Consider the following 16,935-nt stretch of genomic DNA (forward strand, 5'->3'; position numbering starts at 1 on the left):
AAAGATCCTAAAAAATACGATGAATAAATTGGAGTTTCTATGTGTGGAATTGTAGGTGCTGTTGCGCAGCGTGATGTGGCTGAAATTTTGTTACAAGGATTACAACGGTTAGAGTACCGAGGGTATGATTCGGCCGGCGTTGCGGTCATTGATGCCCATTCGAACATTCAGCGTTTACGCAAGGTTGGTAAAGTTCAGAACTTAGCAGACAGTATAGATGTGAATGCCTTTTCAGGTGGTACAGGTCTGGCTCATACACGCTGGGCAACACACGGAGAGCCTTCTGAAGCTAATGCCCATCCACACATGTCTAGTGAGCGCATAGCCGTCGTGCACAATGGGATCATTGAAAATCACCAAATACTACGAGAGACACTTCAAGCTCAGGGATATCAATTTCACTCTCAAACGGATACCGAAGTCATTGCGCATCTTGTTGATCTTGAATTGAAGCGAGCCAGTTCATTGGTTGAAGCGGTTCAATCTGCTGTTAAGCAATTGGAAGGGGCTTATGGAATGGTAGTGGCCGATCGAGAGCAGCCGGAAAGATTAGTCGTCGCACGGTCAGGCAGCCCACTGGTTATTGGTTTAGGGGTGGGGGAGAATTTTCTAGCGTCCGATCAATTGGCTTTGTTGAATGTGACGCGCCGCTTTATCTACCTTGAGGAAGGAGATGTCGCTGAAATCACGCGTCGTGATGTGAATATTTTCGATGTGGATGGAAATGCGGTCAAAAGAGAAGCAAATGAATCGTCAGTGGAACAAGATGTGGCCGATAAAGGTCAGTATCGTCACTATATGCAAAAAGAGATACACGAACAGCCCGTTGTTCTCAAAGATACTCTGGAAGGGCGAGTGACCGCGAGCTCTATTCTTCTAGAATCATTTGGCGCAAACAGTGTGGAAATGTTTAATCAAGTGGAGCATGTACAAATTGTCGCTTGTGGAACGTCATTCAATGCTGGAATGGTGGCAAAGTATTGGTGTGAATCATTGGCAAAAGTGAGCTGTGATATTGAAATTGCGTCTGAATATCGATATCGCCCATTTGTGACTCGACCTAATAGTCTTTTAATTACCATTTCTCAGTCGGGGGAAACCGCCGATACCTTGGCTGCGCTTCGCCTAGCAAAAGAGAAAGGCTATATGGCTGCGATGACCATCTGCAACGTACCGGGTTCGTCCTTGGTTCGTGAATCGGATTTTGCCTTTATGACGCGGGCAGGAGCGGAAGTTGGAGTGGCTTCAACGAAGGCATTTACAACTCAACTGGCGTCATTACTGATGTTTGTTACAGCGCTGGGCAAACAAAAAGGAACGATTGATCCGACCAAAGAAGCGGAAATCGTTAAGTCGTTAAATACTTTGCCCGTTCAGTTAGAAAATGCACTCACGAGCAATGCCGTTATTGAATCACTGGCGGAAGATTTTGCGGATAAGCATCACTCTCTATTTTTAGGGCGAGGCGAGTTTTTCCCTATTGCTGTTGAAGCGGCATTAAAGCTTAAAGAGATTTCCTATATTCATGCCGAGGCTTACGCCGCAGGTGAACTTAAGCACGGTCCTCTAGCGCTAATTGATGCAGAAATGCCAGTGATTGTCGTTGCACCAAGTAATGATTTACTGGAGAAGATAAAATCCAACATTGAAGAAGTTCGAGCGCGTGGTGGGCAATTGTATGTTTTTGCGGATGCGGATGCGGGCTTTGAAGAAAGTGATGGTCTGAAAATCGTCACCATGCCGCATGTTGATGAGGTGATTGCCCCCATTTTCTATACAGTACCCATGCAGTTGCTGTCTTACCATGTTGCCTTGATTAAGGGGACAGATGTCGATCAACCCCGTAACCTAGCGAAATCAGTGACGGTTGAATAGTGACACCTTTTTACTGGGTCGCTGACTGGGTTTCGCCAGCGACCAGTATGTTTTAGTCTAAAAAGCCAGTGCTGGTGGATTCTAGCGATCACCGTTTCTGTGCTTGAAGGAAATGCATCTTCTTTTTCTTGAATTTATTTTCTATGGGTTTTTACTTAAAAAACCAGTCATAACATTTAATGTTGAAAGTGTGGTATGACTAGCGTGGATGTGTGTCTATTATGGTTTTTTTAACGTATTTATGTATCCCAAATATAATTTATTGATTTGTTAAATTAGGGACTAAAATCTATATAAAATGGATTGCTCCTATTTTATTGTCTTTATTATTTATGCTTACTCCATGCGTATTCAGCTATCCCCCATCCCCCTTTCTTTTAATGTCCTGATATTTATAAGCTTATTCACTCGCTCAGCATTTATTGGTAATGTTATGGTTGGCTATGAAATGTTATCTAAACTTCAGCGTGACCTAGCGGCTGCGCAATATAAGTGATGTGTATTTTAACCAAGTCTAGCTCGCGATTGGTTTTTCTTTGCTATTGATATTCAACTTATTTATCGATAATAAAGGTTAAAAAAAGGAGCAACGAATGTCGCTCCTTTATGGTGTTATTCGTAGTTTATGTATGCTTTGAGAGAAATATCCGTCCAGTCTCGCATTTTTTTAAGGTAATTTGTCTGAGACTGAATGATCTCTTTGGCTAACTCATCTTTATTGGCTTGCTCTTGCAGTAATTCATCTGTGGCGTTGCGCATGGCTGCCAGTACTGAAGGTGGGAAGTCACGCACTTTGATATTTGGATATTCACTTTTCATGGTTGCCCAGCTATTGGCGTTTGCATCCATTGCTTGGGTATACATATCGAACGCCGTCACACGGAAGGCGGTTTCCAAAATGACTTGCAGATCTTTTGGAAGTGTTTCCCAGACCTTTTTATTTACAAGAAATTGAGTTTCACTTCCCGGTTCATGCCACGCAGAATAGTAGTAAGGTGCGATTTTTTGAAAGCCCATTCGGAGATCGAAAGCTGGACCGACCCATTCAAGTGCATCAATTGTCCCCCGTTCTAGCGAGGTATAAAGTTCTCCTGGTGCAATATTTGTTGGTTTTGCCCCAATTTTTGCCATAACTTCACCAGCAAAACCTGGAATTCGAATTTTCAAACCCTTGAGATCTTCTACAGAGTTGATTTCTTTTTTAAACCACCCACCCATTTGAATGTCGGAGTTGCCACCAGGGAAGGAAAGTAGGTTATGAGGGGAATACACTTTTTGCATGAGCTCCATGCCACCGCCTCGATAAAACCATGCGTATTGCTCTGTTGACACCATGCCAAATGGCATAGAAGAAAAGTACAGTGTATTAGGTACTTTACCCTTCCAGTAATAAGAGCTGGAATGCCCTAAGTCATATTGACCGGATTTGACCATATCAAAAATGCCTAAAGGGGCTTTGTGCTTATTTGCTGAATCCACTCGAATATCGAGGCGACCATTGGACATTTCCTTTGCCAATTTCGCCATATTTTGGGTGGCATCTCCAAGGATGGGTGTATTCGGTCCCCAAGTTTCCGCCAGTTTTAGTCGGTAGACTTTTTCAGCGCCATTCACGCTTAACGGTAAAGCGAGTGCAGCGACTAAGGTAATGAGGGTTTTGTGTAGACCTTGTTTTAGTTTCATTATTATTCATCCTGATGATTCATCCTACTCCATGGACGAATCAGCATAGAGACAAACAATGAAGAATAGAAATAGTAGGTTGGTTTCCCAACTGAGTGATTATGCTGTCGAGTGTTATTTTATGGGAATATTGATGTGACAAGGGTGGGAAATGTGAGTTATTCACCTAGGTTTCGTAATGTGGGTAGTCGGTTATTTGGTGCTTGAAATGATATACATATCACGCTTTCTTTTCACCTAACGTTGATTCAGTCATGACCTTTTTATTGAAAGATACAAGAGTTCTATAAAATGATTCTGCTGTTGTTTTTGAAAGTCTTTATACTCACTAGGTAAATAAGAATACGGTTAAGGAGAGACATTTTGGGGTTAGATACAGCTTATATACCAGTAGCGAAGCAGGACATCGATTTTTTTGTTGGTGATATTGTACAACAGCCGAATCTATTGGATAGCCGAATACAGTTACTTACTCAATCTAGAGAAGATATAGGGTTTCTAAGAGATAGCGTATACAGCAACATATTCGCTCAAAATGAAGAACAACCCTTTGATAAGTATTTGGGTTTCTCAGCTTGCGGCATTTTGGCTTATTTGCACCCTTATTATTATGATAGGGGGCAATCTCTTATGAACATTGCGTTTAACCATCGCAATTTTTCTGAGCCTCTTTTAGCTTTATTCGATGATTTTTCTTTGTGCTTTCCCACCGTGAAGCATTGTGGTGATTCTGGCGACGCCAACTATCGCTCTGGAGTCTACATTCGAGAAGAGAATGTTGGGGAGCTACTTCGACTGTTATCTCAAGGAGAATTAAAAGAGAGTTTAGAACTGGAGGAGCCAAATGGGTTGTTAGCTGCACTAAAATATGCTGATAAGCATCACACCGGTATTCTTGAGGTATTTGATATTCATGTTCCTATCTCTGGAGATTTTTACACCAGCACGTTTAACCTTCGGGCTGCTTATCTTAAGAATCTGGATGATGAAATCACGGAACGTGATTGTGATTATACTGGGTTCACCATAGGTATACCGGTGCCTTCTTCTAGCACTATAAGCTGTGATGATTTAGGTAAGATGGTCTATGAGTGGATGGACAATGAAAAGTTACTACCAAGACATGAAAAAGACTCGAGTTTTGATAGGAAAACCGCCGGTGAAATCAAAATGTCGATGATTTGTCAGGAACTTACACCGCTCATTATGATTGGAACAAAGCAGAATATTTTTTTACATGACTCTGATGATTATTTTGAAAAGCTAAGAGCTTCACTGTCTGAATACTTCACTCAACGAGGGGTAGAGGCTAATTTTTTCATTTCCTCTCATGATGAAAATGAAGTGCCAGAGGATATACGTTCGATCAAAAATGCGAGTGTTTTTTATAAAATGAAGCCGAGTTTTATACTAGGGAGCCACAAGTGGAGTTTCCAATTTGATGAGCAAAATGTAGACATGAAGCTTGGTTTAAAAGGAGAACTTGAAGTTGCTCTAAATGGTAGGGTAATCGATAAATTTAAGGTAAGTTTCTCAGACGTTCACAGAACAGTTTATTTTATTGATGGCAACTGGTACACCATCCGTGTCAAGAACACAAACCCAGTTGCAGGGGAGCTGGATATACAGCTTCATAAAGGACTATTCTTACAGGCTCAGTTTAAGTTTCTTCAGGGATCGGAAGTTTACTCTAAATTACACAATGGCATCTTAATGCTTGGAGAAGCGCTTACCATCTTCTTTGGCGTTATGGTTTTTATGTTTCCAAGGGCATACGTCATTCTTCCTCTATTCATGCTATTGAGCGCAATGTATAAATACAATAAGAGGCATCATTTTATGCTTCGACCAGTGTCAGTTGACATCACCGAAGATGAGGCTATTTCTGATTAGCTTATCTCTATGCTGGAGTGATCAAACTATTAATGCGTTGGTGTCTACTTATCTGTCAGCTATGTTATTGAAATATAGTGCTTTGCCTCTTTGAGGTAAGACATCTGCTTCGAGAACGGTTTATTTAGTGCCGATCTCGAAGCAGACAATAGCCTGAGTTATCCAAATCTGAGGTTAGTTAATATTCCATCCTATTGACTTGTAAAACAAAGCGTTGACCAAATCGGTATTGCTATAGCGTCGCTCTAAGTGAATGTCTCCACAATGGGTTTTAGTGATGCTAGGCTTACGCCCCAACCTTAATTTAGCTGCACATCGGCTGAAGTTTGGGAATATCTTCTGCCACATCTTCAATAAGCTGTTCTAACAAATCGGTATTATCAATCATGTGCCCTGTAATGATGAGGTGCGCATGCTTGGCGGAGTTCGCCAGCCCGTACTTACGCCACACTGCCTCTGTAGGCGTTGGAAATACCACAATCACTGAGTTGGGGTTACGCCAAGCCGCCACCCCTTTACTCTGAAGCTTCTCTACGGCGTATTCTGCTAACCTAAGGCAGCGCTTCACACGCAGTTCCTTTTCTTGCTCGGTACTGCTTTTTATTGCATGCCACATCATTAATGGAGTCAAACCATTGCGAGATCCGGTAATGGTTTTGTCGATTGCCACAATGTAATCCACGGCAACGCTAATATTTTCGACGTAAGACTTTTTGGTGAGCACGATGCCACAAGGAATCGGTGCCCCAATCATTTTATGACCAGAAACCGAAATCGAATCGATGTCATCAGAGAAGCAGTATGGTTGTGGAGTATCGACAAAAGGTAGGATCATGCCATGAAAAGCGGCATCGACATGAAGGTAGTATTCTTCCCTTTGGAAGCCTGCATTCGATAAGATGCGCTTAATTTTGACAAGATCATCCGTTGCGCCATACAGAGTTGTGCCAATATTTGCAAATATGATCGGATTGGCTTTTCCATTCGAAGCAATATGCTTTTCAAGGTCGTGATAGTCCATTTCGCCATTTGGCAGGCTTTTCACGACTCGGTGTTCGATTCTTAATAGTCGAACGATTTTGGCGACGGAGTAGTGTGTGTCTTCCGAGAAGTATAAGATGCCCTTAGGGAACATTTCACGTGCTAGGTAGCACCCGTACATGTTGCCTTCTGTACCGCCATTGGTTACGTATCCCCAAGCATCGTCAAAGGGCAATTGGAACTTATCTGCAAAATACGCCATCACTTCTTTTTCAAAGTGGAACGTATTTAATCGATAGTTTGAAGTTTCTGCCCAATCTCCACAGTTGTTAAATGAAAACTGCCAGAATGCTTCGAGCTCTTTGTAGTTAAAGTCGGCTGCAACAGGGTATCCAATATTGTTGTATTGGTGCGTTTTACAGTAATCAAAGAATTCTTGAAGCGTTTTCTGGTCTTGTGGAGATAATGACATTTATATACACCCAATTACATATCAATATACATCTAATGAAGATGCTAGCAATTGATGTTAGAGCGAACAATAAATGTAACTTGATTGACATATCTCATCTTAAGTTGGTTTTGTAAATTATTTTTTACGGCGCTTTGGTTGAACCCCAAGAATCCAATTTAATACTGATCTATTCGTGTTCGTTATACCTCATCACACTGATTAACGTTATGTTTTGTTAAGTAGCAGCGAGCTTTTTCTGCCCCCATGTATCTTGCTAATGTTTTTATTGGCACATTTCGAAGATCAACAAGAATAAGACCGTCGAGCGCGTTATTGAATGCTGGATCAACATTGAAGCTGACCAACTTTCCGTTAAGACCAAGATATTGACGCAGCAAGACGGGTAACGTTTTTCCGTCATCTATTCTTGCGATCACTCTAGAGAGAAGTTGAAGATCGCCAAGGGGCGTAAGCATGCTCGGGTTCCATCCATGGTCTTCACTTTTTAAAGGGTTAGTGGGCTTAACATAATACGCATTGGCTGAATCGTAATGGTGCATTGTCATCGTTTCAGTGAGTAACTTTCTTGTTGTACTGCTGTAATCACTACTGATGCTCACCGGACCAAAGAGATGAGTGTATTCTGGGTTTCTGTGAATGTACTCTCCTATCCCTTTCCATAACAACAATAGGGCGCTCATACTGCGCTGATAATCCTTGGCAATAACAGAGCGACCCATTTCAATGCACTTGCCAGTCTTGCTCATGTTTTGAATGAACCGGTGTTTGTATTGGAACAACGTTCGGGAATAGAGCGCATTAAGTCCCCCTTTTTGCATCAGATGATCCACAACGCCTAGGCGATATGCGCCAACTAAACACTTTTTATCGTTGTCCCAAACAAACAGGTGCAAATATTCCTGATCAAAAGCATCCAAGTCTAGAGCTCGCCCAGTACCTTCCCCAACTAGCCGGAAGTTGGCTTCCCTTAGCCGACCGATTTCATGTAAAAGGATCGGGATGCTTTTTGAGTGGCAGCAATATACGGAAAATTGATTGCTATCAAAAAGGTGCGCTTCGTCTGGTAGATTGTGTAGATCTTCCAGTAGTTCGTGTACTGGAAGTTGAGGTGCAATTGGGGTAGGCGGGCGGTACGTTGACTCGGTTTCTAATGGAGGAGAGTCATGCTTGATTGCCCTTGCTGGTTTTAAAAGGTAAGTATTTAGGCGCAGATAATTGATCAATTCAGAATCGCAAAGAGATTGAATTTCTTTGTATTGAATGGGTTCGCCAATATGGATTCCTATTTTACATTCGCGCTTGTTCAACAGCTCTCGTCCTAACATGAGCGTACGGAGTAAAGGGTGAATTTTTCCAACCATATAGAAGCGACGAGAGTTTTGACCATCAATAAAACACGGTACCGTCGTTGCTTTGCTCCTTTTGATAAGAGTGCTGACAGATCGGCTCCACTCTTTATCTTGCAAGTGTGTCTTTGTACGTTTTCTTTCTATGCGAGACACTTCCCCTGCTGGAAAAACGAGCAGTATCCCTCCATTGGTTAAGTGTCTATGTGCATTACGCAACGCTTTGAGATTCGCTTTGTGGGCTTCTCGGCCTTCAAATACATCGACACCAATGAAAAGTTTATCCAATTCTGGAACCGTTTTGAGGTACTGATTTGCCAAAATCTGAACATCGGGTCGAATGGTAAGAAGAAGCTCTGCCAATATGACCCCTTCGACACAACCAAGTGGATGGTTGGCAACCACAACCGTTGCTCCCGATTTTGGCACGCTGCCTAATGTGCCTTGCAGTAGCTGGTATCCGATCCCCAATTTCTCTAATGTGAAGCGCAAGAATTGTGCTGTATCACACCCCGCCGGACGCTGAGCATAAAATTGGTCGAGTTGTGTTAATCCTGTTGCCCATTCCGCAACGGCTTCGCCAATTCCAAATGGGGTTTTCCTTGGGATTTTGAATGGACTGCTGACTGTCATGCGAACCTCTAAATCATTATTGATAACTTAATTTTTCATTTCAACCATGTGAAATTAATGAGTTTTAATTTTTAGGCTATTGAATATTTTACTTATAAAGTTACGTGATTCGACTCACCTTATATCTACATTTTTATGAGTAGATAGCCCATATGCTATGACGAAGAAGTGACAGTTTGGCTTCGATTGCAAGTCGAATAGGTGACAATTGAGGTTAGATGTAAGCGTTAAGTCTGTTTTGGGTGATGGTTGGTCGGAAGTGCTCCCCAAAAAAGTGTATAGAAATGTAATAATGATAAATTTTGAAATGCTAAAAAATAACTCAGTCGCAAAAATCTTAACAATGCATCGCACTTATATTTGAATATGCTAATTTAGTTGTGTGGTACATGAGATAAGCCCATTACCACACTATTACAATATAATGATATCTCGCTTACTGCTGCTTGGATGGCGGGCATGTTAAGATTTCTTGCTCGCCAATTTACATCTTTTTTTCCTTATTTCCTTCTTTCTTTAGTTATCTATTTTTTATCAAAATATTAATTTTAAATATGCAAATGAAATTTAATTACATGTTTCTTTAGGCTTGGCATCTTTGCTTTTTAAATTAAAAAAATATGAGATAAAAATTTCTTAGTTAAAATATTGAGATTAAATAATTTAATTATTTTTTTGTTATTGAAATTTGGTTGTTAATTAGGGTTTTTATTTATTGATATTAATATTTTTATTGCAAGATGGTAAATATGATCTCATTATTTATATGTCGATAGAGATGTAAATGTTGGCTCAGGTAAGCATATGCAGCGGAGTGATCATGGAACGATTTATCAACAAGTTTACACTTTCAAATGTCATTATTGGCGCCCTTCTTTTTATTGGGTTAATTCCAGCTTTGATTTTAGGTTTATGGTCATCTGGCTTGGCAGAAGACGCGCTGAGAAAGCGTTCTTATGACCAGCTTGAAACGGTTCGAAGTATTAAGCAATCGCAGATCCAGAGTTTCTTTAAAGAGCGCGAAGGGGATATGGATGTACTCTCTGAAGTCGCGAATACTTTACAACTGGAAGCCTTTCGAAAGCTCAACGCTGTTAATCAGTCTCAGAAATCTCGGGTTATCGACTATTTAGATCAGTTAAAATCGGGTCTCTCTCTTCTCGCCGAATCAAAAATGGCGGAAGAAGCATTACAGATGTTTTCGCATGATTCGTATGGCGACGAAATGTGGGAATACCATGTCACCATGTTTCAAGATGAAATGAATGCCTATGTAAAACATTTTGGCTGGTATGACGTATTTATGATCACGCCAAATGGGCAAATTATATATACCAGTGCCCGTGAAAGCGATCTTGGCAAAAACGTAGACTCGAAGATGCTGGTTTATTCGGGGTTAACAAAGGCATTTCATCAAGCTGTCGATAAGAATATCGAAGAAGGTCAAATTGTTGTAGGGGATTTTACCCTTTACGAACCTTCTAATAATGAACCAGCTGGCTTCTTCCTCTCAGCTGTTAAAGACATTTCAGGTAACGTTGCTGGGTATGTCGCGCTTCAATTCCCAATCAGTAACGTTAACCGTATTGTTAGCCAGTCTCAGGGAATGGGAACGACGGGTGAAACGTATTTAGTGGGACCAGATAAGCTTATGCGTTCCGACTCCAAGCTGGATCCTAAAGAGTACTCCGTTGTTGCATCATTCAAAAATAACCGAAAAGTAGAAACCGATGCGGTAAAAATGGCGCTTAGTGGGCGTAACGGACAGGGCATTTTCAAAGACTACAACGGCAATTTGGTCTTATCTGTATGGGACATTATTCGCGTTTCAGATGAACTGAACTGGGTCATTGTGACTGAACAAGATGTTGCTGAATCGTTTGTATCCAAAGACCTTGATGGCGTGGAGTTTTATAGCAAGTACATTAAAAAATATGGTTACTATGACCTCTTTTTAATTGAACCAAACGGAGAGGTATTTTACACGGTAGCAAAGGAGCCCGACTATCAATCCAATATGCTTCATGGTGAATATTCTGATTCCAATTTAGGTAGACTGACACGGAAAATTTTGGATAACCAACAGTATAGTATTGCGGATTTTGAACCCTATGCGCCATCTAATGGAGCTCCAGCTGCGTTTATCGGTCAGCCTGTTCTAGATAGCCAAGGCAATCTCATCATGGTGGTCGCGCTTCAGTTATCGTTAGAGGCGATCAATAACGTGATGGCGCTAAGAACGGGAATGGGAGAAACAGGAGAGTCCTACTTAGTTGGGCAAGATTTTCGTATGCGTTCCGATTCGTTTTTGGATCCAGAGGGTCGAACGGTGAGCGCCTCATTTGCAGGCAATGTGCAGAATAATGGTGTTAAAACGGAAGCGACGATAGACGCATTGCAAGGCAAATCGGGAGGTAAAATCATTGAAGATTACAATGGCAATCGTGTTCTTTCCTCATTCGCGTCTTTGGATATCGGGGATTTCAAGTGGGCATTGGTTACCGAAATTGATGAATCTGAAGCCTTTTCTGCAGTGAAGTCGATTCGTACGAGTATCTGGACGTTGTTGGCTGGTACCGTCGTCCTTACCGTTGGCTTTGCCATCTATCTTGCGAATGCCATTAAGCGACCACTTGGCGGCGAACCTAAAGAAATGATTCAACTGGCTCAACAAATTGCACATGGTGATTTGACGTATCGTTTCGATCAGCAGACATCATCTGAGACGTTATATGGCGCATTGCGCGATATGTCTGAAAAGCTGACGGCGCTGATTGTTCATATTCAGCAGGCAGCAAATTCATTGTCTTCGACAGCGGAAGAAACGTCTATTGCATCAGAGCAAACTACGGCGGCAGTCAGTCATCAACATCAAGATATAGAAAGTGTTGCGACGGCGATCAACCAAATGTCGAGCACGATTGCGGATGTTGCAAGAAGTACCACAGGGGCGGCAAACGCGGCTCAAGAGGCACATGGAAAAAGCAACATAGGCCAGAAAGTATTAGTCGATAGTGAAACAGCTTTGAAGCAATTGGTTGACGATGTGAAATCCACGAATGAAAACATGATCGTGCTCAAGGGTAAGAGCGGTGAAATTGGTCATGTGCTTACAGTGATTCAAGAAATTGCCGGGCAAACCAACTTGCTCGCATTAAATGCCGCCATTGAAGCTGCGCGGGCAGGTGATGCGGGAAGAGGGTTTGCCGTCGTTGCAGATGAAGTCAGAACTCTTGCTCAGAGAACCCAAGCCTCTGCCTCGGATATTCAAACCATGATCACAGCCGTTCAGAGTGCCGCTGATTCTGCGACACGTAATATGGCGAAAAGTGAAGAACAGGCCACCATTACCGCGGAATTAGCCGATCGTACAAGACAGGCATTTATTGAGATAACAGACTCTATAGGACAAATAGATGACATGATGACGCAAGTCTCCGCTGCGTCTGAGCAGCAATCTCAAGTAACGGAGGAAGTGAACCAGAGCGTTTTACGCATCAGTGAGGCATCCACGCAAACCGCAGCCAGTGCCGAACAGCTATCTGGTGCCAGCCAAGAAGTTGCCCTATCCGCCGAAAACCTCAGTGAATACACGCATCAATTTAAGGTGTAGATTCTATGGATGGTTCCAACTTCATTAATTTTATTGTGGCAAGCGTGGTTATTTCTAGAACGCAATATGCCATTTCTGTCTCTTGTTGATAAATTCGATATGAAGATAAAAACATAGGGACAACAAAGTGAAATTAAAAAATACGGTTTTGGCTTTAGGAATCATAAGCGCATTTAATGCGGCGGCTTCTTCTGAGCTGCCAGTGAGAGTCCCAACCTCATCCTCACCGGAAAGAATTGTCGGTGGTACCAAATCCACTAAAGGTGAGTGGCCTTTTATGAGCGCACTGGTCGCTAAGGGAAAAGATGCCTATTCATCACAATCATGTGGTGGCAGCTTCCTCGGTGATCGCTATGTATTAACGGCTGCTCACTGCGTGGAGAACGTTAACCCAGAAGAGTTAGATGTAATCGTTGGGATATATGATCTTGCAAAGGAGAGTTCTCAAGGAACGAGAGTTGGTGTCCAGAGTATTTATACTCATGAGCTCTACAGTGATCCAACGAATAATTATGATGTCGCGGTTATTGAGCTCGATCAGGCAATCAACTCAGATGCTGTTTTATTGGCCGCGAACAACCAAGAACCTTTGATTGGAGAAATCGTTACGGTTATCGGTTGGGGGAATCTGCAGCCTAACAGTGACCTGAAAGGCATTTTTCCTTCGGAGTTGTACGACGTGGATTTGCCAATTGTTTCTCGTTCTACGTGCAAAGCAGCAGGTGACGATTACAGCAGTATTAATGAAGCCGCCATTTGCGCTGGCTTTAGCGATGGCGGAAAAGATTCATGCCAAGGCGACAGTGGCGGTCCATTAGTTCAAGATCTCAGTGGAACGCCGACTCAGGTGGGGATTATCAGTTGGGGTGACAGCTGTGCACAAGCGGGGAAGTATGGTGTATACACAAATGTTGCTTACTTAAATGACTGGATTACCGCTCAGATGAACGGTGTTAGTTATCGTCAGAATGTGTACTTTGGTTTTAAAGAAGTAGGAACCAAGATCCCTAAAACCGTGACGGTTAAAAACAATGAGATCACACCATTTCGTGTTTCGAGTGTCTCTTCCTCTGACCTTACCCAGGTGAGAATCATTGAGAATCAATGTGAGATGGTTGGCGATCTTCAGCAAGGCGAGAGCTGTAATGTTACTGTTGAAGTGACGGTTCCTTTAGGTAAAGGGGAGGCTGAAATTGTTGTTAACACCACTCATGCCGATAAAAGCGAACTGAAAACCACATTCCACTCCTACGGCTTGGTTGCCGCAAGTGGTGATGTGAAAAGTTTTGTAGGGCTAGGAGACGCGGTTTACGCCAATGCTTCACCATGGGAAGTCTTTTCTACTGATACGTTGAAAGCAGGGAGTACACCTAGAGGTCAAAGTTCTTTGCTACTAATCGAAAATGTAGGAAAAGGGGAACTGACTTTTGATGCCAGAGTATGGATACAGCAAGACACGGGTTACTTTAAAATGTACGTAAATGAGAACTTAATTATTGAGTTTACTGGGTACGATGAGAGTTATTACATTTCCAGTGTGAATCTGAGTCAAAACAGCAATGACATTATGTTTGTCTATGAAAGAGGAGCCATCGATTACTCATCAGATTACGATACCGTGTATCTTCAAAATATCAAACTGGTTACACCTGATTCAGGTTCTTCAGGTGGTAGTCTTTCATTCGGTTGGCTATTGTTGTTACTGCCTTTTGCCATGTTCAGAAACCGGAGAGCATACCAGTGAAAGTGATAAAGATACTACTCCTTGCAACAATTGCTTTTACTGGGCTTGTAAGCTGCGCGAGTGAGGCCACTCCACATGTGTCTGTGAATACCGTAGAAGGAAAAATTGAGCCGTTAGTGTCATCAAAGCGTTGGGAGCACTTACTGATATTTGTCGCGCAATCGACAGGGTGTACTGATGATAAAAGCTTTGAACTTCAAATAGACAAAGTGGAAGCAGGGAAAGTGAGTGCCAGCGTTATTCGAACGAAACCTGACTATTGCAGAAGAGCGCCAATGTTTGAGGAGTTTCAAATCTCGCTACCTAATGAATTAGATGATGTAGAGGTGGTCGTAATCAATCCAGAGGTTCCCCCTTCTGAAAAATAACGCGAGAAGATGACTGATTCAATCTCTATAAAAGCCATGCGACTGCATGGCTTTTTTCATTACGATAAAACTATCCTTGCTAAGTGGATATAGAAATGAATCTTCCGAGGGAAGATGTTATGAAAACAGGAAGCCAAACAGCAAAAAGCCTGAGAAGTGAAATCACTCTCAGGCTTTTCTGTATGTGGTGGCCCCTCGCAGACTTGAACTGCGGACCAATCGATTATGAGTCGACTGCTCTAACCACTGAGCTAAGGGGCCAGTAGGTGGATGATTATAGGGGAAGGCTAAGGGTGTGTCTAGATAGTGAGGGGGTAATTTATGTCTAGTTTTTGAGCACTTAGAACATTGGAAACAAAAAAGGTGAGCAAGTGCTCACCTTTTGTACATATTTGAGTTTGCATTACTCATCCAAGAAGCTACGAAGTGTTTCCGAGCGGCTTGGGTGGCGAAGCTTACGAAGTGCTTTAGCTTCAATCTGACGGATACGTTCACGTGTTACGTCAAATTGCTTACCCACTTCTTCCAGTGTGTGGTCGGTATTCATATCAATACCAAAACGCATACGAAGTACTTTTGCTTCACGAGGGGTCAGACCTGCCAGCACGTCTTTGGTGGCAACGCGCAAACTGGTTGAGGTGGCTGAATCCAAAGGAAGTTCAAGTGTTGTATCCTCAATAAAGTCACCAAGATGCGAATCTTCATCATCACCGATAGGGGTTTCCATCGAGATGGGCTCTTTCGCGATTTTAAGGACTTTACGGATCTTGTCTTCAGGCATTTGCATACGTTCTGCCAATTCTTCTGGAAGAGGTTCACGACCCATTTCCTGAAGCATTTGACGAGAGATACGGTTTAGCTTGTTGATCGTTTCAATCATGTGGACAGGGATACGAATAGTTCGTGCCTGATCAGCGATTGAACGTGTGATTGCTTGGCGAATCCACCATGTAGCGTAAGTTGAGAACTTATAACCACGACGATATTCGAACTTATCCACCGCTTTCATCAGACCGATGTTACCTTCTTGAATCAAGTCCAAGAACTGTAATCCACGGTTGGTGTATTTCTTCGCGATAGAAATAACAAGACGCAAGTTTGCTTCAACCATCTCTTTCTTCGCACGGCGGGCTTTTGCTTCACCAATAGACATGCGACGGCTGATGTCCTTGATGCTTTGAACTGGAAGAGAGGTTTCCTCTTCGATGTTCTTTAGCTTCAAGATGCAGCGGCGTATTTCTTCCTCGTTACGTTTGATCTTAGCGGCGTAGGGTTTGTCTGAAGACAGTATTTTGTCTAACCATGCTTCTGAAGATTCGTTACCAGTAAACAGAGCGACAAAAGATTTCTTTGGCATGTCACCGTATTCAACACATGCACGCATAATGAGGCGTTCTTGTGTGCGTACGCGATCCATAGAAGTGCGAAGCTCATTGACAAGGTAATCAAACTGTTTTGGAATCAAACGGAACTGACGGAAAATATCGAGCAGCTCTGTCGCCGCTTCACCCGCTAGAGCGATATCTCGGCCTTGTTCGTTGATTTCAAGTTGAAGGTTTTGGTAAGCGTTGCGTAGCTCAGAAAATTTCTCTGCGGCTAGCTCTGGGTCAATACCAGTATCTTCTTCTTCATCGTCGCCAGAGTCAGCGTCGTCTGTATCTTCGTCTTCTAGATCTTTTTCTGCAAGTTCTGAACCGATGTGTGTTGCCGTTGGTGCAGTCGTTTCTTCGTCGTTAGGATCAACAAAACCAGAAATGATGTCGGTCAGGCGCAATTCTTCAGCTTGAACTTTGTCGAACTGCTCAAGAACATAAGAAATGGTGCCAGGGTATTCGGCAACAGAACACTGAACTTGGTTAATACCATCTTCAATGCGTTTTGCAATATCGATCTCGCCTTCACGAGTCAACAGTTCTACAGTCCCCATTTCACGCATATACATGCGGACTGGGTCTGTGGTGCGACCAATTTCACTTTCTACGCTAGAAAGTGCTGCAGCTGCAGCTTCTGCTGCATCTTCATCGGTGATGTTTGTGTCATCGTTCAGGGCAAGATCATCAGCATCAGGAGCAGTTTCAACTACTTTGATACCCATATCGTTGATCATCTGAATGATGTCTTCTACCTGTTCAGAATCGACAATCTCTTGAGGTAGGTGGTCATTTACTTCGGCGTAGGTCAGATAGCCTTTTTCCTTGCCTTTAATAACAAGTAATTTTAGCTGTGACTGCGGATTTTGATCCATAGACGATATCCAACTTCAGGTCTGGTGATGAGTTTAGTTTTGCGAAATGCAAACCGCCAATTTTATCAAAAAAAATAGC

At 42.5% G+C, this 16,935-nt stretch carries 9 protein-coding genes and 1 tRNA gene; 5 read left to right on the forward strand and 5 right to left on the reverse strand.

The window, feature by feature from the left end:
• Window positions 1–39 precede the first annotated feature (39 nt).
• On the forward strand, window positions 40–1,875 hold the full coding sequence (gene glmS / locus HC752_RS01100) for a glutamine--fructose-6-phosphate transaminase (isomerizing) (protein WP_190333240.1): 1,836 nt from the start codon (window positions 40–42) through the stop codon (window positions 1,873–1,875).
• Window positions 1,876–2,487: 612 nt separating this feature from the next.
• Here the strand turns inward: glmS and HC752_RS01105 are convergent.
• The gene (locus HC752_RS01105; protein WP_190333241.1) at window positions 2,488–3,558 is read right to left on the reverse strand and encodes a TRAP transporter substrate-binding protein; all 1,071 of its coding nucleotides are present in this window, start codon (window positions 3,556–3,558) and stop codon (window positions 2,488–2,490) included.
• Window positions 3,559–3,921: 363 nt separating this feature from the next.
• Here HC752_RS01105 and HC752_RS01110 point away from each other — a divergent pair, with 363 nt between their 5' ends.
• Window positions 3,922–5,451 (forward strand): hypothetical protein, encoded by a 1,530-nt coding sequence (locus HC752_RS01110; RefSeq protein WP_190333242.1) that lies wholly within the window; start codon window positions 3,922–3,924, stop codon window positions 5,449–5,451.
• A 304-nt stretch (window positions 5,452–5,755) separates the two neighbouring features.
• Here HC752_RS01110 and HC752_RS01115 read toward each other — a convergent pair whose 3' ends face one another.
• Together HC752_RS01115 and HC752_RS01120 are read right to left on the reverse strand one after the other, a co-directional pair.
• On the reverse strand, window positions 5,756–6,904 hold the full coding sequence (locus HC752_RS01115; RefSeq protein ID WP_190333243.1) for a histidine decarboxylase: 1,149 nt from the start codon (window positions 6,902–6,904) through the stop codon (window positions 5,756–5,758).
• Window positions 6,905–7,086: 182 nt separating this feature from the next.
• On the reverse strand, window positions 7,087–8,886 hold the full coding sequence (locus HC752_RS01120) for a lysophospholipid acyltransferase family protein (RefSeq protein ID WP_190333244.1): 1,800 nt from the start codon (window positions 8,884–8,886) through the stop codon (window positions 7,087–7,089).
• Between the two features lie 820 nt (window positions 8,887–9,706).
• Between HC752_RS01120 and HC752_RS01125 the strand changes: the two genes are divergently transcribed.
• The 3 genes from HC752_RS01125 (at window position 9,707) to HC752_RS01135 (ending at window position 14,611) form a co-directional block, all read left to right on the forward strand.
• Window positions 9,707–12,499: a methyl-accepting chemotaxis protein gene (locus tag HC752_RS01125; protein ID WP_190333245.1), complete on the forward strand. Its 2,793-nt coding sequence runs from the start codon at window positions 9,707–9,709 to the stop codon at window positions 12,497–12,499.
• A 127-nt stretch (window positions 12,500–12,626) separates the two neighbouring features.
• Complete coding sequence (locus HC752_RS01130; protein WP_190333246.1) at window positions 12,627–14,243, forward strand: trypsin-like serine protease; 1,617 nt, start codon at window positions 12,627–12,629, stop codon at window positions 14,241–14,243.
• Window positions 14,240–14,611, forward strand: coding sequence for a hypothetical protein (locus HC752_RS01135; RefSeq protein ID WP_190333247.1), 372 nt, complete (start codon window positions 14,240–14,242; stop codon window positions 14,609–14,611). Before HC752_RS01130 ends, HC752_RS01135 begins: the two co-directional genes overlap by 4 nt.
• 185 nt (window positions 14,612–14,796) lie before the next feature.
• On the opposite strand, the gene HC752_RS01140 is transcribed toward HC752_RS01135, so the two are convergent.
• Window positions 14,797–14,872: transfer RNA gene (locus HC752_RS01140), tRNA-Ile, on the reverse strand.
• A gap of 142 nt (window positions 14,873–15,014) precedes the next feature.
• Window positions 15,015–16,856, reverse strand: a complete 1,842-nt coding sequence (rpoD, locus tag HC752_RS01145; protein WP_190333248.1) for an RNA polymerase sigma factor RpoD — start codon at window positions 16,854–16,856, stop codon at window positions 15,015–15,017.
• Window positions 16,857–16,935: the final 79 nt, after the last annotated feature.

Source organism: Vibrio sp. S9_S30, from assembly GCF_014694455.1.
Lineage (GTDB): Bacteria > Pseudomonadota > Gammaproteobacteria > Enterobacterales > Vibrionaceae > Vibrio.

Excerpts from the sequence above, each read along its gene's own strand:
- HC752_RS01125 (WP_190333245.1), top strand. The coding sequence starts at position 9,707 with ATGGAACGATTTATCAACAAGTTTACACTTTCAAATGTCATTATTGGC.
- HC752_RS01115 (WP_190333243.1), bottom strand. The coding sequence starts at position 6,904 with ATGTCATTATCTCCACAAGACCAGAAAACGCTTCAAGAATTCTTTGAT.
- HC752_RS01105 (WP_190333241.1), bottom strand. The coding sequence starts at position 3,558 with ATGAAACTAAAACAAGGTCTACACAAAACCCTCATTACCTTAGTCGCT.
- glmS (WP_190333240.1), top strand. The coding sequence starts at position 40 with ATGTGTGGAATTGTAGGTGCTGTTGCGCAGCGTGATGTGGCTGAAATT.
- HC752_RS01120 (WP_190333244.1), bottom strand. The coding sequence starts at position 8,886 with ATGACAGTCAGCAGTCCATTCAAAATCCCAAGGAAAACCCCATTTGGA.
- rpoD (WP_190333248.1), bottom strand. The coding sequence starts at position 16,856 with ATGGATCAAAATCCGCAGTCACAGCTAAAATTACTTGTTATTAAAGGC.